The organism is Exiguobacterium sp. s141 (assembly GCF_018618085.1).
Lineage (GTDB): Bacteria > Bacillota > Bacilli > Exiguobacteriales > Exiguobacteriaceae > Exiguobacterium > Exiguobacterium mexicanum_A.
Window position 1 is genome coordinate 603,765 of sequence record NZ_JACSLJ010000001.1, and the last position, 19,921, is coordinate 623,685.

Genomic DNA, 19,921 nt, shown 5'->3' on the forward strand with positions numbered 1-19,921 from the left:
GTCACAGCCCCTCCTCTTCCCGTTGCGCAAAGTATAAATCTAGCTGGCACAGTTGAATCGTCACGTCGCGGGCGATATCGAGATACGTCTCTTGGAAAATCTCGAGCCCTTCCTTGCCGAACTGACGGCTCGGGTCTTCCTGGCCGTAGCTGCGGAGCCCGATGCCTTCCTTCAAGGCGTTCATCGTCGTCAAATGGTTCGTCCAGCGGATATCAAGGTGGCTGAGCAGTTGTTGCCGCGCGAAGGCGATGACTTCCGGGTAGCCCTCGATCCGCTGTTCTGCCGTCGCGACGATGCCGTCGATCCATGGGGCGACCGCTCGTTTCAACTCTTCTTTGTCCCCGACCGTGTCATCCCACGTCGGCGCCTGTTGCGTCAAATAGAGATAGTCCTCGATGAGCGCGTCCGTCGCCCACTCTTCCGGGACGAGGTCGGCGTCGATATGACGGTCGAGCGTCTCGTTGAGCGCGAGGCGCATCATCGCGAGCACGTTGTTCAAGATGGCCGTCGCATTGGCGTCGACCGCCTCATCGCGAATCGTATAGATGATGCGGCGCTGCTCGTTCAAGACGTCGTCGAGCTTGAACATGTAGTCACGGACCGACACGCCGACGCCTTCAATCGTCGTCTGGGCGTATTCAATGATGTCGCCCGCTTCTTTATGGCGGACTTCTCCGTGTTCGTCCGGCGTCAGTTTGTGCTCGACACGTTTCAACCGCTCGGCGGCGTACCGCTTGACGAGATCATCCTCGAGCGAGACGAAGAAACGTGACATGCCCGGGTCGCCTTGACGTCCCGACCGTCCGCGGAGCTGATTGTCGACGCGGAGCGATTCGTGCCGTTCCGTCCCGATGACATACAAGCCGCCCCGTTCGCGCGCCGTCTCGTCTAAGACGATGTCGGTCCCGCGTCCGGCCATGTTCGTCGCGATCGTCACGTGACCGAGCCGTCCCGCCTCGGCGATAATCTCGGCTTCTTGGGCGACCGTCTTCGCGTTCAACAGTTCATGCGCGATGCCTTGTTTTTTTAGCTGTTCACTGACGGCCTCCGACTGGGCGATCGAGGTCGTCCCGATCAAAATCGGTTGTCCCGTCGCGTGGATGGCCGCGACTTCTTGACCGACCGCCGCATATTTATGGGCGATCGTATCAAAGACGCGGTCCGGTAGGTCTTGGCGCTGCTTCGGCCGGTTCGTCGGCACTTGGACGACGTCCATCTGATACGTCTTCATGAACTCTTCACGTGACGTCTGGGCTGTCCCGGTCATGCCGCCGAGGAGCGGGTACATCCGGAAGTAGTGTTGAATTGTGATCTCCGCCGTCGTCTTGTTCTCTTCGGTGATATCGAGCTGTTCTTTCGCCTCGAGCGCCTGATGGAGGCCTTCCGACAGGCTACGTCCTTCCATGACCCGGCCCGTGAACAAGTCAATCAATTCGATTTTGCCTTCTTGGACGATATAGTCGACGTCCCGCTCGAACAACACGTTCGCCCGGAGCGCCTGCATCATGTAGTGATACAGGACGTGGTGCTCGGCGGAAAACAAGTTATCGACCGAGAACAACGCCTCGATTTTCTCGATACCTTTGTCCGAGAACATGACGGCGCGCGCCTCGAGGTCGACCGTATAGTCGTCTTCCATCAATTGGCCGAACACGGTTTGGGCGAGACGTTTCAAGCGGACGTGCGACTCGTCCTTCTGGGCAATGATGAGCGGCGTCTTCGCCTCGTCGATCAAGACGCTGTCGACTTCATCGAGCAGCGCGAAATGGAACGGACGCTGGACCCGTTCTTCCGGCGAGCCGACCAAGTGGTCCCGAAGATAGTCGAACCCGAACTCGGTCCCGACCCCGTATGTAATGTCGGCCGCATACGCCGCCTGTTTGTCAGCAAGCTCCATCTCCGGGACGTTCAGTCCGACCGTGAGCCCGAGAAACGTATGGATCTTGCCGATCTGTTCGGCGTCACGCATCGCCAAATAGTCGTTTACCGTGATGACATGGACGCCTTTCCCTTCGAGCGCCTTGACGAACGCCGGGAGAGCCGCGACGAGCGTCTTCCCTTCCCCGGTCGGCATCTCGGCGATATTTCCTTCGAGCAGCGCGAGACCGCCGATGAGCTGGACGTCATAATGACGGAGCCCGATCGTCCGGACGGATGCCTCGCGGACGAGGGCGAACCCTTCCTCCGTGATGGCGCGGACGTCCGCACCGTCCGTGAGCCGCTGTTTCAGTTCGAGCGCATACTGGCGAAGCGCCTCATCGTCTAAGGCGCGCATCGTCTCCTCGTACACGTTGATGCGTTCGACTTGTTTCTTATAGGTTTTCAATCGTCGTGCCTGATCATTGGTCAATTGCTTCACAAAATCAATCACAGGATAGCCTCCATCGTCCGAAACCATATTTGTCTAGCTACCCTCTCATTATAACGGATTTTGTTTCCGCCTCGCTTTATTATTTCGGTAAATTCCAAAAAGATGGAATTTCATTTACCATCTATCCTTTTTTTAACTCTTTTCAAAATTTCTTTTCATTTTTCTATTTGAGACGGCGTGAGACCATGATACGATGAAAAAAAACAGAACGTTTGTTCGTAAAAAGGAGAGGTGGCTATGCGACGTCGGATTTTTTGTATCGACAGCGTCTCGTTCTACGCCAGTTGCGAGTGCGCCGCCCGCAAGTTGAACCCGTACAAGACAAAGCTCGTCGTCTTATCGAACTTACAGGACCACGGCGCCCTCGTCCTCGCCGCGACGCCGCCGATGAAGCAGCTCGGCATCAAGACCGGGTCCCGGCGCTTTCACATCGACCGGTTGCCGTGGCATGAGCGACGGCACGTCATCTACGCCGAGGCCCGGATGAGCCATTATTTGAACGTATCCGTGCAAATCGTTCATATTTTGCATCAGTTCGCGCCTCCGGAGGCGATCCGCGTCTACTCGATTGATGAGACGCTCGTCGACTTGACCGGGACGGAGCGCCTATTCGGGAACGATGCGCACGTCGCCCGCCTCATCCGCTCGACCGTATTCCGTTACACCGGCATCCCGGTCACGATCGGCATCGGACCGAACAACGTCCTCGCCAAGCTCGTCCTCGACCTGCATGGGAAGAAGACAGGTGTCGCCAGCTGTTTCCTCCACGACGTCGAACGATTGATCCATCCGGCCCCGATCGGCAAGATGTGGGGCGTCGGCGCGAAGATGGAAGTCCATCTCCGACGGCTCGGCATCGACACAATCGGCGACCTCGCCCGTTATCCGCTCGAGACGCTCCATGAGAAGTTCGGCGTCATCGGCGCCGAGTTGTGGCACCACGCCTGGGGCATCGACGAGTCGCCGACAATCCTCCCGCCAAGTTCCCTGTTCGGGGCAAAGCGGCAACGACCCCGGACGATCGGCCACGGCATCACGCTCATGAAAGACTATACGACGTATGCGGCCATTCGGCTCGTCTTACAAGCCATCGCCGTCGAGGTCGGGATGCGGACGCGACAGGCCGGACTCGTCGGCGGCAGCGTCCATCTCGGTGTCCGCTACACTCGGACGAGCGAGCGGCGCGGCTTCAGCAAACAAAAAAAGCTCGCCCGCTTCACAGCGGACGAGCGCGAGTTCTTGCCGGTGTTGTTGACGCTTTTCCTCGACGCCTGGGACGAGACGGAGGCGGTCCGTTACGTCTCGGTCGCCCTCGGCAAGCTCGAGCCCCGGAGCGACCACGTCCAGCTCTCCTTCTTCGAGGACGAGTGGGCCCGGGCACGCCGGTTGGACTTCCTCGACCTCGTCGATCGCTTGAACGTCCGCTTCGGGCGCGGCACGATCCGCCCGGCGTCGAGTTTACTGAAAGACAGTCCGCTCCGTACCCGCCAGCGGTTAATCGGCGGACATAAACAAGGAGGTGAATCGTCATGAGCCAGACCCGATACAAAGACCGCGGTGAATTGAAATGGATCCCGTTCCTCATGCCCGAGCACGTGGCGCTGCTAAAGAAATATTACGCCCACGTCCAAAAAATCGAGCTGCCTGACTTGGATGAGCAGCTCCTCTACTTATGGCAGACCGAGCTCGAACGCGCCATCCGTGAAGGCGACGCCGTCGAGCTGACGCTGTTCGACAACGGCATGACCCATACGGTGCGCGGCTACGTCCACGCCATCTATTATGCCGAGCGTGAAGTCGAGCTGTTCGACACGGACGTGCGTCGCATCCCGTTCGGTCAGATTCTGTCCGTCCGTTAAGACGCGTCAATCGCTTCCTGCGTCGTTTCGAACGTGTCGACGTGGTCGAGCACGCCATAATGCGTGAGCGTCTGGCGCACGGGTGCCGACAAGTGCGCGAAGACGACACGACGGTCGGCCGCTTTCAACTCTCGGACGACGCGGCGAATCTCTTCGACGGCCGTCACGTCGATGACCGGACAGCGGTGGAAGTTGAAGATGAACACGTCAGGCTCGTCATGGATATGATGCAGGACGTGCTCAAACATCTCGATCGCGCCGAAAAAGAGCGGCCCCTCGACGCTGAAGACGACCTGGCCGTCCCGCGTCACATACCGTTCCGTCTGTTCGCGGACGTCGATCGTGTCGGCCATCCGTTTCGCGAACAAGGCGAGCGCACAGATGACCCCGACCTCGACGGCGACAACGAGATCGACGAAGACGGTCAGCCCGAGCGTGATGAGCAGGACGAGCGACTCTGCCGACCGATGCTTGAGCATCTCGAAGACGTGGTGCCGCTCCGACATGTTCCAAGCGACGCGCATCAAGATCGGCGCGAGTGCGGCCAGCGGGACATAGCTCGCGAGCGGTGCCAACACGAGCACGGCGAGGAGCACCGTCAACCCGTGGATGACGCCGGAGCGGCGGCTGACGGCGCCTGCTTGAATGTTCGTCGCCGTCCGGGCGATCGCGCCGGTCGCCGGGATCCCGCCGAAGAACGGGACGACGACGTTGGCGAGCCCTTGCCCGAACAGTTCCTTGTCCGGGTTCATCTTCGTGCCGGCCATGCCGTCCGCGACCGCACCCGACAATAGCGACTCGAGCGCCCCGAGGAAGGCGATGGCGAACGCCGATGGCAACAGCGTCGCAATCAAATCGAGGTCGATCACGAGCCAGTTGAACTCAGGCAGTCCGCTCGGGATGCCGCCATAGGCACTGCCGATCGTCGCGACTTCTCCTGGGACGACGAGACTGACGAACGTCGGCACGAGCATCGCCATCAAGAGAAGCGGCAATTTTACAGGCAGTTTTGGTACGAGCCAGAGCGTCAAGAAACCGATGGCGGCAATGAAGACAGGCCATAAGCTCGCTTCATGTAACGACGTCACGAGCTTCAGTAAATTCTCGTGGAAGTGCGGCGCTTTCTGAAACGAGATGCCGAACAGTTCATCGAGCTGGTCGACGAAGATGACGACGGCGATCCCGGCCGTGAACCCGATCGTGACAGCCCGCGGCATGAAGCGGATCAGTCGTCCGACGCGGAGTACGCTCATGAGGAACAACAGGATTCCCGCGAGGAACGTCGTCACGAGTAACCCTTCGTAGCCGTGTGCGAGCATGACGCCCGAGACGATTGGGATGAAGGCGCCGGTCGGTCCGGCGATTTGGAACGTCGAGCCCCCGAACAGGCTGACGAGGATCCCAGCGATGATGGCCGTGTACAGGCCGTACACCGGTCCGACACCTGAGGCGATCGCAAACGCCATCGCGAGCGGCACGGCGACGACCCCGACGGTGATCCCGGCCGAGATGTCTTTCTGCCATCCTTGGCGTGATGTTATGAGGTTGTCCATTCTTGCATTCCTTCTTTCCATTATGTCGAAAACGAGTTCAGTGTACGCCTGTCCCTGCCCTTTGTAAACGACTCCGGCAAAACGTTAACATAATCGACAAAACAAACAGAGATAATAATCTTACTTATAATCAAAACGTATAGAACTGAATTGATATACAATGATAAAAACTGTTTGGACATATCGGCAATAATATTAATCAAGAAAGGGATTTACTTATGAAAAACCAGCTAAACATTCTAAAAGACCTTTCAAAGTACCGTTCTCCAAGTGAAATGGATAGTTACTTCAAAGAAATAATTGAACTTCTAAAACGTGATCGGCGTGCTTTAGCAGTTTCAAGGTTACGTAAAGGTTGGTTTAAGGAGTTTCAAGAAGAGTTTGTTCCAGCATACGTGTTTTCACTTTCCCCCTATTTTCCTGCAGATGCAAAAGTCAAAATCATTATAGGAAATCAAAATTACGATTTTGTGGTTTTACGGCCTGACGGTGTTGAGGAAAAATACGAAGTGAGTTCTTACATAGACGGAGAGCAAGAGGTAGAAATCGCTAAGGCTTTAAATGAGGTTGGAGTGTGGAGTTCACGCTTAAGAAGTTATGAGAATTTGGAAGATAGAATGGCAACCTATATGGAGAGAACAAAAAGCAATATTAAAAACAAATCCATGAAAGACTATACAGGCATTTCTTTAATTTTTCAGTGTCACTACCTTTCAATTCTCACCTGTATTGAACACCAGACCTGAATTTTCAATCGAAAGCTTGGTTAACTTCATACAGATGACCCCATTTAGAGCAAAACATATTTATTTAATTGTCGAAGACGGTAAAGATAGTCATACAGTTGGTTCGAAAATTCTTAAAATAAAATGAGTACTACTATGCGCTTGTACGAAAAAATTTAAATAATCTAAAAGACGCATCCATCACGCGATGGATGCGTCTTCGTTAATTGGTCGGTGCCTCGACGACTTGGTCGCCCTCGTCCGCATCTTCCCCAAGCAGACGGACGTGACGGCCGAACAGCCACATGACGACGAGATGGGCTTTCGCCTGCGTCTTCGTATAGAACCACCACGGTAGCGCCGGCACAAACTCGTGGATGGCGACGAGCCCTTCGTCCGACTCCGGAAGCCGTCTGAACTCGAGTCGTCCCGTCTTGTCGTCCTCACTCAGTTTCGTGAACAGACCACCATCGATTTCATACGATGCCATATCATCCGTCGCCTCGTCCTCGAGCGACAGATGGAGCGCGACGAATGACGGACGGAGGAGCGCAATCTCCCAGTCATCGTCTTCTTTCGTCGTTTGGATGAGCGGATACGCGAGCCGGCCGAGCCACTCGAAGTACGTGTCGGCCATCCATAGCGCCGATTTGTTCTCTGGCAGACCGAACCGTTGAATCGAGCGGACGGTATACTGTTGCGGCGCTTTTTTCTTCTTGCCGCCACCTGACTTCTGTTTCTCTTCTTCCTCGAGCGCGTGCTCGACCGCTTCCTTGAACGGGATTTCCCCTTGCTTGACGCCGGTCGTGTCTTTCGCGACCATGGCGTGGCCCATGCTTTCGACGAGCGGATAGACGGTGTCTTTCGGCTCACCCGTCACCGCCATGACCCAGAGGCGGGATAGCTTGATCGTCGGGAACGGGAAGTCGATCATGACGCGGCGTTTGCCCATGACCTCAGCCGTATCTTCAATCATCTTCTGATACGTCATCACTTCTGGGCCGCCGATATCGATATGATGGTCGTACAGCGCCTCGGTCCCGACGACCGAGATGAGCGCTTGGACGGCTTCACGCAAGTCGATCGGATGCGTCTCCGTCTTCGTCCAGTTCGGGAGGATCATAACCGGCAACCGTTTGACGAGTTTCGCGAGAATCGGGAACGACGAACCTTCTGGACCAATGATGAGTCCGGCCCGAATCGTCGTCACCGGCACCCCTTGCCCACCAAGAATCCGTTCGACCTCGAGCCGGCTCTTCAAGTGACGTGACAACGTCTTCGATTCTTTCGGAATGATGCCGCTCAAGTAGACGATTTGTTCGATGTCGTTCGCTTTCGTCGCCCGGGCGAAGTTATCGGCGATGAGCGCGTCCATGTCTTCGAACGTCGCCTGCGTCAATCCGCCGTCCGGAATCATCGAGTGGACGAGGAACATGGCGTAGTCCGCTCCCTCGCACGCCTCGCGTGTCTGTTCATACGAGAACAAATCGCACGACCGCCACGTGATGTGGTCCTCGTCTTCTTTGTTCTTCGTCGAGCGGGACAAAGCGATGATGTCATATTCTTCTTTTAAATGGTCCATCACGTTCGAGCCGATATAGCCGCTCGCCCCCGCGATGACGATGGTTTTCCGCATAGTGGTCACTCTCCCCTTTATTTACACATAAAGGTACTGTACCCGTCTTGGGCTGAGATTAAATCAGTCCCGCGCCCTACAGTATGTACTGGAAAATATATGTAAAATAAAGCCAACTACATTCGAGGAGGAATGGCTATGGGGTTTTGGTATTTCTTGATGCTATTGATCGGTGGAGCGCTCGTGATTCGCGGCCTATTCAAAAAGAACACGAGCGGACTGATACGCTTCGGAAGCCTCGTCATCGGCGGTCTGTTAATCGCACTCGGTTTGTTCATGTTCCAAGACGGAAGTGATGCGATTGTGGCGGATTTGTTTAACTTGTGGTGACGATGAACCGAGCAAAAACACTTTCTGCGCGCAGAAAGTGTTTTTTCATTAGAACGATAGAATTAACGGGGGTCCATCATTGAGGATTTCTCCGTTTTTAGCGATATAGTCGACGTGAACTTCCGCACGGCGTAATATGTCGCTCTCTTTTAGCGCCGCCATCCAAGTTCGGACGAGTGCCTCGTCCCCTGGCGCTGGATCCCGATGAATCGTCACCAGGATTGTCGGTACGACGTCGGCCGTTTTATAGGCGAGCGGATTCGCCGTCGAAGCGTCGAGTTGTCGTACGGCTACTTCATCGTAAAAAACGTCGTACGTGACGTCGTGACCAAACGCCGTCATGACCGAATCTTCGATGGCATCCGTCACGTCATCTTCCCATTTGGATGCGAGAAACGTGTCGACAACTTCCCCTGTCGTCTCATCCGCATAGACGAAAAACTCGGTCCCTGTCACGGAATCAACTGCAGTCGCCGCATATTCGAACGGGAAATTCCCCATGTTGTCGAACGTGACCTCTGTCGTCAATTCGGCATTGTCGAAACGCTCCGCTACATACGGCTCAGCGAGTTGGATTGCTTTTGCTTCTTCATCGGGATCGGACTGCATCGACTGGTTGAACGCAAAAACAAGTCCTCCTATCCCGACGACAAGTACTCCAATTCCGGCCAATGTCCATTTCCAAAAGCGCCTCACCTCGACACCTCTCCCAAACGCTTATTCATCGCAATCGAAGCTTGTTGGAATCCGAGGCGTGCATAAAATCGCTGAGCATCCGGATTTGAGCCAAATACACTCAGCCCAATCGAAGTCGCCCCAAGTTCGTGCGCTGTAATCGTCTCAAGTAGCTGCAATGCTGCCGTCGCATATCCGCGTCCGCGATAGGCTTCGTGCATCCAAACATGATAAATGAAGACACGTTTTGATTCTACCTGAAAGGCGTACCATAAAATCCCGACTCGCGTCGCACCGTCCATCACATGGACGACTGTTTGTCCCTCAGTCGGTTGATTGTCTGGAAACAGGCTACGAATCAATTGCGTCGACTCTTCTTGCGCCAGTGCAGCAGGTAATTGATAATTGCGGGCGACGTCGTTCGCATAATCATCAATCAACCACGTCAAATAAGAAGTAAGTTCTCTTTCGTCCATCTTTTCAAAATGAATATTCATCATTGTTCCCCTCACAATCTTCTTCCCTTCAGTTTATCATACAATTTATGGGAAAATTATCGGATTAAATACTCATCCAATCTCTGTATCCTTTTGGACGTGTTCTGAAAAAAATTATGTAAGAAGGAATAATCAAAAAATTAAAATGAATCGAACCTTACACATCAGGTTCGACTCATTTTAATTACTTCGGCATCCAATTGGCTTCAAACCCATTTTGCACCGCATAGTCATACAGGTGAATCAATTTCGTCTCTTTGTATGTCTCCATCTGCTCTGCCACTCGCAACTCATGGTTTCGTTCCACGAGCGAGTAAAGATAATCAACCTTCGCCATCCGATTGTTCTTGCTCGTATTACAAGTCGGACAAGCGAGGACAAAATTCCATAGAACATCATTCTGTATGTAAGACCACGGGATAAAATGGTCGACATGGATCTGTTTGAGCGGCTTCATGCAATAAAAACAGACGGAATGACCGTGACTCAGTAAAATCTGTTTGAACTCGTCGAGCGATTGACGAGCCGAGACGAATTCGATTTTGTTCAAGATTCGCTCCATCGCTTCGCGTGTATTGTATTTTTCCAGAAAGACGGCGAGTTGATAATTCGTAACATTCATCAATACCCGTTTATATTTCTCAAAAAAGATGACGTAGCTCGGCACAATTTTGACCCACTCTTCTTTCCGATTGAATGAATAGACGGTCCCCTCGAACGAGGTATAGAACGATCCGTACACGTACTTCTTATAGAACTGATTCACGTTTCGAATCAATTGTTGTTGCTGCTGAACCGGCAGACGATCAAAGTTCCAAGTGGACGGAATTTCATGTGTCGCTTGAAACGTGAGCATCGTTTTTTCGACCGAGCTCAATTTCTCAAGTTGATTCACTTGTCGCAATCCGTGTTTCACAATCAAATTCCAATACATCTTCGTCACGTGTCTTGAAATTTGCTCGAACGTCACTACACCAGAATCACTTAGTTCGGTCGTGCATTCAAGCAACGCCTTCATAAGCATATGCTTGTACGTCGTCGTATGTGTCGCATTCATTAAAAATTGTTGTGTATAGCGCCATAAGTCAGTTTCTGTTAAGTAGACGTCTTTTGCCTCAGCAACACGTAAATCCCACCCCAATGACCTCACCCCCACTCATTCGTTACATCATCGATTATAACGAATGAGGAACAAGAACGGATCAAGGTGAATCAAACAGGAGCCGAAAACTCTTTTTTGATTTGTTCTATATCGATATTTGTTTTTTCATGGATATAATGGACTAACGTATCATACTGTTCGACAGTATTTAGCTTTTTAAATTTCTCAACATCTCCTTCAAAGCCTTTAAAGTACTCGCTTTGATATTCAGGATTGTTAAAGAGCTTTAGATATTCCATATAATCTCTCACGGTCATCTGGCTCACGATTTGAGACAAGATTGCATCCCACTCTTTTATCCGACTCTCATGAATCTGTTTTTTGATGACGATGTCCTGCGCCTGCTCGAATTTGATTTGTTGAATGCATTGCTCCACTTCTAACTTGTACTGGAACAATTCGTCTCGATTTTGAGTGTTTAATGCAGGAACAACCTCTGTTAAATAATATTGATATCTCTTCTTTCGAGGATGCATGATTTTGTCTTTTGGTTTTTTAGGATTCGATTCTTTATTCGAACGATTTTTAAGTCGTTCCGTTACACCAAATGCACCAATTGCTCCAACAATTTCTTTTTTATGTTCAAGTGCAAACTTTCCTACTGCCGGACCATACTTCTTGACTCCTTTTATAATTAATTCCGTAGATTTTTTTGACATGATGATTCCTCCTATGATGGTTATATATTTTCGTGACAATTTTTAAAATAGCTCATAGTTTATATTCAACAAAGTAATATTCAATCCTTTGACACCATTCAAAAAACCAAATAATGGAATCGTACGTTCACAAAGAAAGGATTATTGAGCAATCACTCAATAATCCTTTTTCGCTATAACGCCTCTTGATCACTCACCAGCTTGTTTCTTCTCTTTTTGCTTTTGCAAATATGCTTCTCGAAGCTGATTGATTTTCTCTTTTTTGTTCGAAACAGCTGGTTTTTTACCGTCTTGATACTTGGCAGCAGCCACCTTACTTTTCGTATCTAACTGATATTTTCCCATTTGATTCACCTGCTTTCATTTCATTGTGATTGAGTTGCTCCGCTAACATCAAAAGACCTTCTAATCTCAATGAAATTAGAAGGTCTTCATTAAAAATCATTGATGACAGTCATTGTAGACTGCTGAAAAATGGAGACGGCGGGAGTCGAACCCGCGTCCGAAGGCATCGTAACGCATGCTTCTACGTGTGTAGTTTATCTATTAAATCTCAATGTGACACTGCCGATAAACAGGCGTTGTCGCATCCAGTCTGGTTCATCTCTTCTTCGCGCCCTCAGACGGCGAGGTTGAAGCGTAGCTTGCTTAGTTTGAGACCCTGATAATCATCCACACAAGCGATGGATGTCAGGATCCGCAGGGCACTTAGGCTGCTGCGAGTTGTGTGTTAGTTTTGCCAGTTATAGGCGTTTGCGTTTTAACGAGGCCGACCCCTCGACACGCCACATACGACCGACCTACCCCCGTCGAATCCATAACGTCCCCGAGGTGGTAATTGGTACTACAACAACTATACCACAATCAGGTCTCGCTGTCAGTATTTTTGCCGGTCCCGGAGAGCCCGATCGACATCGCGCTTCGCATCTTTCTTCTTCAAGTCGTCGCGCTTGTCATACTTCTTCTTCCCGCGCCCGATGCCGAGGAGACATTTGGCGAAGCCGTTCTTCAGATACACCTTGAGCGGGATGATCGTATATCCGTCACGCCCTTGCGCGCCGATGAGCTGATTAATTTGCTTCTTATGCAACAATAGCTTTCGGACACGAAGCGGCTCGTGGTTGAAGCGGTTCCCTTGCTCGAACGGGCTGATATGACAGTTATGAAGCGTCACCTCGCCACCATCAAAGCGGACATACGCGTCGGCGATGTTGATCTTTGACTGGCGCACCGATTTAATCTCGGTCCCCGTCAACACCATGCCGGCTTCAATCGTATCTTCGATCGCATAATCGAAGGACGCTTTTCGGTTTTGCGCGAGCGCGTTCGAATCTTTCTTCTTGGCCATAGACATTCAGTCCTTTACTTCAATATAGAGGAGGGGTCGCCCCCTCCCGTCAGCGACGCTTCTTCGCTCCGCGTTTGGCGTCGCCTTGACGTTTTTGACCGTCTTTCTTCTTCAAGTCGAGCGCCGACCGTCCTTGCGACGTCTTCGGCTTCTCGCCTGGTTTCGACGGTTTCCCGGCTTGGCCCGGTTTCCCTGGTTTGCCCGGCTTGCCGCGCTTCGGACGTTTGTCGTCACGGCCGCGGCCTTTTTTGTCATCCTTCTTCGGACGACCTTCCGTCGCTTTAATCGTCGTCGGTTGGCGACGGCGCGACTGTTCCCGCTTCGGCATGCCGACGACGGTGAAGTCGATCGTGCGCTCGTCCAAGTTGACGGCGTCGACCTTGACGCGCACCGCGTCACCGATGCGGAACTGACGTTTCGTCCGCTCGCCGAGCAACATGAGTTGCGACTCGTCGAAGTGGTAGTAGTCATCCATCGACTGGAGACGAACGAGTCCTTCGATCGTGTTCGGAAGCTCGATAAACATCCCGAAGTTCGTGACACCGCTGACGACGCCATCGAACTCTTCACCGAGACGTGATTCCATGTACTCGGCTTTCTTCAAGGCTTGCGTCTCACGTTCGGCATCGACCGAACGACGCTCGCGTTTCGACGCCTGTTCGGCGATCGAACCGAGACGGTCCTCGTACTTAGCGATCGTCTTCTCTGACACGTCGCCGTTGAAAGCATACGTGCGCATGAGACGATGGACGATCAAGTCCGGGTATCGACGAATCGGTGACGTGAAGTGCGTATAGAAGTCGGTCGCCAGGCCGAAGTGACCGAGCGAGACATCGTCGTACTTCGCCTGTTGCATCGAACGGAGCATGATCGTGCTGATGACCGGCTCTTCCGGTTCACCCGAGATCGCCTTCAAAATCTTCTGAAGCGTCTTCGGTTCGACCTTCTGGCCTTTGAACCGCTCGATATGCACGCCGAAGTTCGCGACGAAGTCGAAGAAGAAATCGAGCTTGTCCGATTTCGGGTTATCGTGCACACGATAGATGAACGGCACGTCCATCTTGTGGAAGTGTTCGGCGACCGTCTCGTTGGCCGCGAGCATGAACTCTTCGATCAACTTCTCGGCGACCGAGCGTGGACGCAAGACGATATCGGCCGGTTTGCCTTCTTCGTCGACGACGACTTTCGCCTCGGCGAAATCGAAGTTGATGGCACCGCGTGAGTTACGGCGCTTGCGCAGCACTTCTGCGAGCTCAGCCATCAAGTCGAACAACGGGATATACGGCTCGTAGCGTTCGAGCGTCGCTTCGTCATCGCGTTCGATGATCTCGCGGACGTTCGTATACGTCATCCGCTCCGTCGTCTTGATGACACTCGGGAACAGCTCATGGTGGACGACCTTCCCGTTTTGCGGGGAGATCTCCATGACGCAGCTGAGCGTCAACCGGTTGACGTGCGGGTTGAGTGAACAAATTCCGTTCGAGAGACGGTGCGGCAACATCGGGATGACGCGGTCGACGAGATACACACTCGTCCCCCGTTCGAACGCCTCGACGTCGAGCGGTGACCCTTCCGTCACGTAATGTGACACGTCGGCGATGTGGACGCCGAGCTCATAGTTACCGTTGTCGAGTTTCTTGACGTGGACGGCATCGTCCAAGTCTTTCGCGTCTTCGCCATCAATCGTGAAGATCGTCTCGTTACGAAGGTCGACGCGGCCCATGAAGTCTTTCTCGTCGGCCTCGTCCGGTACAGCGTTCGCCTGGTCGATGACATCTTCCGGGAACTCCGTCGGGATGCCGTGCTTATAGACGATCGACAAGATGTCGACGCCTGGGTCGTTCTTGTGTCCGATGATGCGGACGACGTCACACGCTCCGGCGAAACGTCCGTCCGGATATTTCGTGATGCGGACGACGACTTTATGGCCATCGACGGCACCGAGCGATTTGTCCGGGTTGACGACCGGCCAGAAGTTGATGCGCTTGTCGTCCGGCTCGATGAAGGCGAACTGGTCGAGGCGTCCACTCGGGAGCGTATACGTCCCGACGAACTCCGACAAGCCACGCTTCAAGACTTTGAGGAGCACGCCCTCGGTCTTGCCGCGGTTGTCCTCACGTTTTTTGACGAGAATCGTGTCCCCGTGGTAGACGTCTTTTAATTGGTCGGGCGGAAGGAACACGTCCTCCGTCTCGCCTTCGACCGATAAGAAGCCGAAGCCGCGTTGGTGAATCGAGATGATTCCCGCTGCTTGGCCGAGCACGGCGAGCGTCCCGTAACGGTTCGTCCGTGTGCGGCCGATTAAGCCCTCTTCTTCGAGGGTGTTCAAGGTGCGGATGAGCTCTTTAAAGGCATCCGTCGACTCGAGCGCAAGACGCTCGGTCAATTGGTCCACCGTCAGTGCTTTATCACTGGCTTGGATGATTTCTAGTAGTTGGTCACGTAAATTCAACGTGACACCTCCTTTTTCACACTGACCAGTCTAACGTTTCGAGAAAATCGAGCACGTCCTGGTGCAGTTTCTCTTTTTCCTTATCGAGCGTGATCACATGTCCCGACTCCTCGTACATGAGCAGTTCTTTTTGGAACGCGTTGATCGCCTCGTAAATTTCATGTGCAGATTCAGGATCGACCATTTGATCTTTCGCCCCTTGGACGACGAGCGCCGGGACGAAAATATCTTCGAGTTTTGTCGTCGTGTCACGGACGAAGGTACGGAGGTCCTTGAGCGTCGGCATCGGTTTGAAGTCCGCCATCTCCTGTTCGATCTGTTCAGGTGATTTGTCTTCTCGAGATTTATATTCTCGAGCGTAGGCTTTGACTCCTTTGTATAACCGATCTTCGGCATCGATTCCTGTCGGGGCGCACATCGGGATGACGCCTTTGACGTTTTCCTGTGAAGCGAGGCGAAGCGACATGACGCCGCCGAGCGAGAGGCCACAGACAGCAATCTCCTCATAGCCTTTCTCTTTCAACGACTGGTAGGCGTTCAAGACGTCCTCCCACCAGTCCGCCGGTCCGTATTGAAGCAATTCTTCCGGCGGGACGGCATGGCCCCGGTACTGGGGACCCATACACGTATAGCCTTCTTTTTGCAGGAAACGACCGAGCATGCGGACATCCGCGCTCGATCCGGTAAAGCCATGTAACATCAACACGGCACGTGGTCCGCCTTCGAAGAAGAACGGTTTCGGTGCTGTAATCTTCATTGCTAACGTCATCTCCTCATACAATCCATTATTCCCAAAAAATAATTGAAAAAAACAAAAGCTGACCGCCTCACGTAAAAATCGAGAACGATCAGCCTTTCATCATAATGATGCGACTAGTAATCCTAAAATGAAAAACAATGTGCCTAGTACAGCTGCAGTTCGGTTCAAAACAGCGTCGAAGCCGCGCGCTTTCTGGCGGCCGAACAACTGCTCCGCGCCACCTGCAATCGCCCCAAGACCTTGCGACCGACCTGACATGAGCAGTACGACGACAATCAATAAAACAGCCACGACGAGTAGGCTGATTGTAGCGATCGTTTGCATAGTAGTCAGTTCCTCCTTCTTTTTACACGCTTCTTATTATATAGAAGTTGGCGTCAAAACACCAGCTTTCAAATTATCGGGACGGGTAGCTGAACCCTTCCCCGATGACTTCTTTCACTTGGTGGATGACGACGAAGGCACGTGGGTCTGTCACTTCGACGATTTTCTTGAGCGGGCCGACTTGGCGCTTGTCGACAATCATATATAGCATGTTCTTATCCTGCTTCGTATAGTAGCCGTGACCGTGGATAATCGTCGCCGAGCGGCCGAGCGTCTCCGTCAACACGACGGCGAGCTCTTCTTGTTTGTCACTGATAATCGTGACGGCCTTACGGATGTTGAGCCCTTCGGCGACGAGGTCGATGACCCACGAGCCGATGATGATGGCAATCAACGTATAGAGCACGACTTGTTCCCCGAGGATGAAGCCTGACGCCCCGACGACGATGGCATCGATGATGAACATCGACACGGCGACGCTCATGTGCAAATACCGCTCCATGAGGCGGGCGATGATGACCCCGCCCCCGGTCGTCCCGCCGACGCGGAGCACCATGCCGATGCCGACACCGATCATGATCCCGGCATACACCGCCGCGAGCAGTTTGTCCTCGGCCGGGCTGCCCCAGTCATGGGTCAAGCTGAGGAAGAACGACGTCGCGATGACAGCGACGACCGAATAGACCATCGTCCGGCGGTCGAGCAGCTTATAACCGACGATGAATAAAATCCCGTTCCCGATAATCGACGTGACCCCGAGGTCCCAGCCGAACAAGTAGTACAGAATGATGGTGACCCCGAGCAGGCCGCCTTCCGAAAAATCGTTCGGGACGGTGAAGTAGTTCACCCCGAACGCGAGAATGAATGAGCCGGCGACGATCCAGGCGATATCCTTCAAGGAAATCGATTGGAGCTTCTTCCAGACTTGTTGACGCAATAGATGTTGTTGTTGACGTTTCATTGGTTGTCCCCCTTCCATATAAAAAAGACCGCGGCACAAAGCCGCAGTCTAAGTCTTACTGTTGAACTGGCTTTGGCGCACCGTCTTTCATAATCGGCAACTTGCGGTCCACGACGTTCGTGTAGACGTTCAAGAGTGCCTCTTTTTCCAAATCCCAGTTATATTGCTCACGCGCCGTCTTCGTGTTCTCTTTGACACGGGCGTAGAGTGCTTGATCGTCGAGCAGGCGGTTGACGCCTTCGGCGATCGATTGTGGGTCGTGCGAATCGACGACGACACCGACGTCGTTGCCGGCGACGACACGTTCGATTTCCGGGAAGTCACATGAGACGACCGGTACTTCGGCCATCAAATATTCGAACAGTTTGTTCGATGACGCCGAGTAGTGGTTGAAGCAGACGTTGTTCAACACTTGGAAACCGAGATACGCGTTCATCGTATAGTACGGTAACGCCTCGACCGGTACTTTGTCAATCATCTTGACGCGGTCGCTGACGCCTTCGTCCTCGATCATCCGTTTGATGACTGGTTTGAGTTTTCCGTCCCCGATCATGACGAGCGTGCCTTCGTTGAAGTCCTTGACCGCGAGGATGAGCTGCTCGAGTCCGCGGCCGGCTTGAATGCCGCCTTGGTACAAGAGGATTTTCTCATCTTTCGGCAAGTCGAGGAGCGCATGCAAGTCTTTACGGAGCGAGAAGTCGAGCGGACGATAGAACGGATAGTTGTGGAGCACGTACGGATAGAAGCCGTAGAGCTCCTCGTTGTGCGCCGCGCGCGTGTGGTTCTCGACCATCATCGAATCGACATACGGCAAGAGCCAGCCTTCAAGGTTACTTTGGATATAGCCGTAACCGGTCCGGTCCGTCTGGACTTCATGCGAGTCGTAGACAATTTTGCCTTTGTTGACGATTTTCCCGGCGATCAACGCCTGCGGGAGCGTGTTCAAGTCGTTGGCGTGATAGAAATCGTACGACTTCTTCGTCGAAGTGAACACCATCTCAAGCATCGCGCTCGCATTGACGATGTTTTTACGCACCGGCGGGAACAAAATCGCACCTGCTGCCGCACCGAGTCCGAGCATCGTCAATGGTGCGAGGATGAACAATCCCGCGCCGACGAGTCCAGCCCCGAGCTGGCGTGTCTTCTTCGCGCTGACCCATGTGCGGACCGATTTGAGCGCCTTCATCCCATTGGCGAGAATCGACGGCTGACGTTTGACGCGAATGACGCGGAACCCTTCCGGACGCATCTCTTCTTTCGGGAGCGACGGATTTTTCGGGTCTTGAAGCGCAATCAAATCGACTTCATAGCCCGCTTCGGCGAGCGCCGAGCATTCGCGCAAGACGCGCGCATCATTCGTAAAATGGTTCCATACAAACATACATACTGACTTCATCGTGTTTCCTCCATCGTTACTTTTTCTACCACGTCTTCGAGGACGTGTATATTGTTTTCCCAGCACAGATTCTCTTTCACATAACGGATCCCGTTCACACCGTACTTCTCGCGCAACTCGGGACGTTCGAGCAATTTACGGAGCATGAGCTCGATCTCGTTGATGTCACGCTTCCGTGACACGTAACCGACCTCGGCCGCTTCGATGACATTCGCCGCATGGCCTGACACCGCCGCGACGATCGGTTTGCCGACCGCCATATAATCGATCAGTTTGCCCGGGATGACCGTATCGAACACTTCTTGCTCGATCAAGCTGACGAACGCGACGTCCGCGTTCTTGATGGCTTGGAACGCCTCCGTCCGAGGCATCGCCTCGAGGAAGAGGAAGTTCTTGAAACCGCGGGCTTTAATCATGTCTTTCAATTCGTTCTTCCGGTACCCGTAGCCGATCAACTTGAAATGCACGCGCGGCTCGTCACGGAATCGCTCCGCGAGCTCGAGCAAGAGTGACACGTCTTGGGCGAGGCCCATGTTCCCGGCGTACAGGATCTCCATCCGGTCGTCCTCGGGGACGGTCCGCTCGAGATTGCGCTCGCTCTCACGAATCGAGTTCGGCATGTAGTGGATCATCTCGTTGTCGACGCCGCGCTGGCGAAGATAGCTGCGGAACCCTTCCGAGTTGATGATGATTTCATCGGCCGATTTGTAAAGACGCTTCTCGAACCAGAACGCCGGGGCGAGCATCCAGTCGTGTTTGAACACGCCGACGCCTTTCACCGACTCCGGCCAGAGGTCACGGACGTCCAAGATGAACGGGACGCCGTACTTGCGTTTCGCATACACGCCGACGAACGCCATAAAAAAAGACGGGGTCGTCGCAAAGACGACATCCGGTTTCGAGTCGAGCTTTTGGACGGCGGCGACGCCTTTGATCATCTGTTCCAAAAACAAAGCGAGCCGGCTCACCATGTTCGACGTATGTTTGCGCTTCTTCGTGATGAGCCGCTTGATGAACGGCTGATTGTTGAGCGCCTTGTCGTTCCAGAAGCGATCGTCTTTATACAAGTTGAAGTTCGGATACGATGGGGCGGCCGTGATGACCTCCACTTCGTATCCGCGTTCCTTCATGAGATGCGTGATATTTTGCATCCGGTTACCGGCACTGCCGATCTCCGGATAATAGTTTTGACAGACCATTAACATTGTTTTCA

The 19,921-nt window shown here is 53.1% G+C and carries 19 protein-coding genes and 1 other RNA gene; 4 read left to right on the forward strand and 16 right to left on the reverse strand.

Features of this window, described 5'->3' with window-relative positions; genetic code table 11:
* Position 1 precedes the first annotated feature (1 nt).
* The gene (gene secA2 / locus KNP74_RS03085; protein ID WP_214763308.1) at positions 2-2,371 is read right to left on the reverse strand and encodes an accessory Sec system translocase SecA2; all 2,370 of its coding nucleotides are present in this window, start codon (positions 2,369-2,371) and stop codon (positions 2-4) included.
* Between the two features lie 237 nt (positions 2,372-2,608).
* On the opposite strand from secA2, the gene KNP74_RS03090 reads away from it, so the two are divergent.
* Complete coding sequence (locus tag KNP74_RS03090; RefSeq protein ID WP_214763309.1) at positions 2,609-3,904, forward strand: Y-family DNA polymerase; 1,296 nt, start codon at positions 2,609-2,611, stop codon at positions 3,902-3,904.
* Positions 3,901-4,230: a YolD-like family protein gene (locus tag KNP74_RS03095; RefSeq protein ID WP_131437869.1), complete on the forward strand. Its 330-nt coding sequence runs from the start codon at positions 3,901-3,903 to the stop codon at positions 4,228-4,230. The genes KNP74_RS03090 and KNP74_RS03095 overlap by 4 nt, the downstream gene beginning before the upstream one ends.
* On the opposite strand, the gene KNP74_RS03100 is transcribed toward KNP74_RS03095, so the two are convergent.
* Positions 4,227-5,783 (reverse strand): SulP family inorganic anion transporter, encoded by a 1,557-nt coding sequence (locus tag KNP74_RS03100; protein ID WP_214763310.1) that lies wholly within the window; start codon positions 5,781-5,783, stop codon positions 4,227-4,229. The genes KNP74_RS03095 and KNP74_RS03100 overlap by 4 nt on opposite strands.
* 218 nt (positions 5,784-6,001) lie before the next feature.
* Between KNP74_RS03100 and KNP74_RS03105 the strand changes: the two genes are divergently transcribed.
* Complete coding sequence (locus tag KNP74_RS03105) at positions 6,002-6,529, forward strand: hypothetical protein (RefSeq protein WP_214763311.1); 528 nt, start codon at positions 6,002-6,004, stop codon at positions 6,527-6,529.
* Positions 6,530-6,731: 202 nt separating this feature from the next.
* Here KNP74_RS03105 and KNP74_RS03110 read toward each other — a convergent pair whose 3' ends face one another.
* Complete coding sequence (locus KNP74_RS03110; protein WP_214763312.1) at positions 6,732-8,144, reverse strand: NAD-dependent epimerase/dehydratase family protein; 1,413 nt, start codon at positions 8,142-8,144, stop codon at positions 6,732-6,734.
* Between the two features lie 138 nt (positions 8,145-8,282).
* Between KNP74_RS03110 and KNP74_RS03115 the strand changes: the two genes are divergently transcribed.
* Positions 8,283-8,474, forward strand: coding sequence for a hypothetical protein (locus KNP74_RS03115; protein ID WP_214763314.1), 192 nt, complete (start codon positions 8,283-8,285; stop codon positions 8,472-8,474).
* A gap of 48 nt (positions 8,475-8,522) precedes the next feature.
* Here the strand turns inward: KNP74_RS03115 and KNP74_RS03120 are convergent, their stop codons facing one another.
* The 13 genes from KNP74_RS03120 to KNP74_RS03180 all read right to left on the reverse strand — a co-directional run bounded on the left by KNP74_RS03120 (position 8,523) and on the right by KNP74_RS03180 (position 19,913).
* Positions 8,523-9,170, reverse strand: a complete 648-nt coding sequence (locus tag KNP74_RS03120) for a hypothetical protein (RefSeq protein WP_214763315.1) — start codon at positions 9,168-9,170, stop codon at positions 8,523-8,525.
* Complete coding sequence (locus KNP74_RS03125) at positions 9,167-9,646, reverse strand: GNAT family N-acetyltransferase (RefSeq protein ID WP_214763316.1); 480 nt, start codon at positions 9,644-9,646, stop codon at positions 9,167-9,169. The genes KNP74_RS03120 and KNP74_RS03125 overlap by 4 nt, the downstream gene beginning before the upstream one ends.
* A gap of 184 nt (positions 9,647-9,830) precedes the next feature.
* Positions 9,831-10,787, reverse strand: coding sequence for an HNH endonuclease signature motif containing protein (locus KNP74_RS03130; RefSeq protein WP_214763317.1), 957 nt, complete (start codon positions 10,785-10,787; stop codon positions 9,831-9,833).
* A 71-nt stretch (positions 10,788-10,858) separates the two neighbouring features.
* On the reverse strand, positions 10,859-11,467 hold the full coding sequence (locus KNP74_RS03135) for a hypothetical protein (RefSeq protein ID WP_138859082.1): 609 nt from the start codon (positions 11,465-11,467) through the stop codon (positions 10,859-10,861).
* Between the two features lie 189 nt (positions 11,468-11,656).
* Positions 11,657-11,812: an alcohol dehydrogenase gene (locus KNP74_RS03140; protein WP_138859081.1), complete on the reverse strand. Its 156-nt coding sequence runs from the start codon at positions 11,810-11,812 to the stop codon at positions 11,657-11,659.
* Positions 11,813-11,939: 127 nt separating this feature from the next.
* Positions 11,940-12,295: a transfer-messenger RNA gene (gene ssrA, locus KNP74_RS03145) on the reverse strand.
* Between the two features lie 49 nt (positions 12,296-12,344).
* Positions 12,345-12,815: an SsrA-binding protein SmpB gene (gene smpB, locus KNP74_RS03150; RefSeq protein WP_214763594.1), complete on the reverse strand. Its 471-nt coding sequence runs from the start codon at positions 12,813-12,815 to the stop codon at positions 12,345-12,347.
* Between the two features lie 49 nt (positions 12,816-12,864).
* Positions 12,865-15,267, reverse strand: coding sequence for a ribonuclease R (rnr, locus tag KNP74_RS03155; RefSeq protein WP_214763318.1), 2,403 nt, complete (start codon positions 15,265-15,267; stop codon positions 12,865-12,867).
* Positions 15,268-15,283: 16 nt separating this feature from the next.
* Positions 15,284-16,024, reverse strand: coding sequence for an alpha/beta hydrolase (locus KNP74_RS03160; protein WP_214763319.1), 741 nt, complete (start codon positions 16,022-16,024; stop codon positions 15,284-15,286).
* Between the two features lie 102 nt (positions 16,025-16,126).
* A complete protein-coding gene (gene secG, locus KNP74_RS03165) occupies positions 16,127-16,351 on the reverse strand; it encodes a preprotein translocase subunit SecG (protein ID WP_012726902.1) in 225 nt (74 codons plus the stop codon).
* 73 nt (positions 16,352-16,424) lie between these two features.
* Complete coding sequence (locus tag KNP74_RS03170; RefSeq protein WP_128124240.1) at positions 16,425-17,312, reverse strand: YitT family protein; 888 nt, start codon at positions 17,310-17,312, stop codon at positions 16,425-16,427.
* A gap of 55 nt (positions 17,313-17,367) precedes the next feature.
* Complete coding sequence (locus KNP74_RS03175; protein ID WP_214763321.1) at positions 17,368-18,708, reverse strand: glycosyltransferase; 1,341 nt, start codon at positions 18,706-18,708, stop codon at positions 17,368-17,370.
* On the reverse strand, positions 18,705-19,913 hold the full coding sequence (locus KNP74_RS03180; protein WP_251130089.1) for a glycosyltransferase family 4 protein: 1,209 nt from the start codon (positions 19,911-19,913) through the stop codon (positions 18,705-18,707). Before KNP74_RS03180 ends, KNP74_RS03175 begins: the two co-directional genes overlap by 4 nt.
* Positions 19,914-19,921 lie beyond the last annotated feature (8 nt).

What these genes read in the sequence shown, in the direction of transcription:
- KNP74_RS03090 (WP_214763309.1), top strand. Translation starts at nt 2,609, where the DNA reads ATGCGACGTCGGATTTTTTGTATCGACAGCGTCTCGTTCTACGCCAGT.
- KNP74_RS03095 (WP_131437869.1), top strand. Translation starts at nt 3,901, where the DNA reads ATGAGCCAGACCCGATACAAAGACCGCGGTGAATTGAAATGGATCCCG.
- KNP74_RS03100 (WP_214763310.1), bottom strand. Translation starts at nt 5,783, where the DNA reads ATGGACAACCTCATAACATCACGCCAAGGATGGCAGAAAGACATCTCG.
- KNP74_RS03105 (WP_214763311.1), top strand. Translation starts at nt 6,002, where the DNA reads ATGAAAAACCAGCTAAACATTCTAAAAGACCTTTCAAAGTACCGTTCT.
- KNP74_RS03110 (WP_214763312.1), bottom strand. Translation starts at nt 8,144, where the DNA reads ATGCGGAAAACCATCGTCATCGCGGGGGCGAGCGGCTATATCGGCTCG.
- KNP74_RS03115 (WP_214763314.1), top strand. Translation starts at nt 8,283, where the DNA reads ATGGGGTTTTGGTATTTCTTGATGCTATTGATCGGTGGAGCGCTCGTG.
- KNP74_RS03125 (WP_214763316.1), bottom strand. Translation starts at nt 9,646, where the DNA reads ATGAATATTCATTTTGAAAAGATGGACGAAAGAGAACTTACTTCTTAT.
- KNP74_RS03135 (WP_138859082.1), bottom strand. Translation starts at nt 11,467, where the DNA reads ATGTCAAAAAAATCTACGGAATTAATTATAAAAGGAGTCAAGAAGTAT.
- KNP74_RS03140 (WP_138859081.1), bottom strand. Translation starts at nt 11,812, where the DNA reads ATGGGAAAATATCAGTTAGATACGAAAAGTAAGGTGGCTGCTGCCAAG.
- smpB (WP_214763594.1), bottom strand. Translation starts at nt 12,815, where the DNA reads ATGGCCAAGAAGAAAGATTCGAACGCGCTCGCGCAAAACCGAAAAGCG.
- KNP74_RS03160 (WP_214763319.1), bottom strand. Translation starts at nt 16,024, where the DNA reads ATGAAGATTACAGCACCGAAACCGTTCTTCTTCGAAGGCGGACCACGT.
- secG (WP_012726902.1), bottom strand. Translation starts at nt 16,351, where the DNA reads ATGCAAACGATCGCTACAATCAGCCTACTCGTCGTGGCTGTTTTATTG.
- KNP74_RS03170 (WP_128124240.1), bottom strand. Translation starts at nt 17,312, where the DNA reads ATGAAACGTCAACAACAACATCTATTGCGTCAACAAGTCTGGAAGAAG.
- KNP74_RS03175 (WP_214763321.1), bottom strand. Translation starts at nt 18,708, where the DNA reads ATGAAGTCAGTATGTATGTTTGTATGGAACCATTTTACGAATGATGCG.
- KNP74_RS03180 (WP_251130089.1), bottom strand. Translation starts at nt 19,913, where the DNA reads ATGTTAATGGTCTGTCAAAACTATTATCCGGAGATCGGCAGTGCCGGT.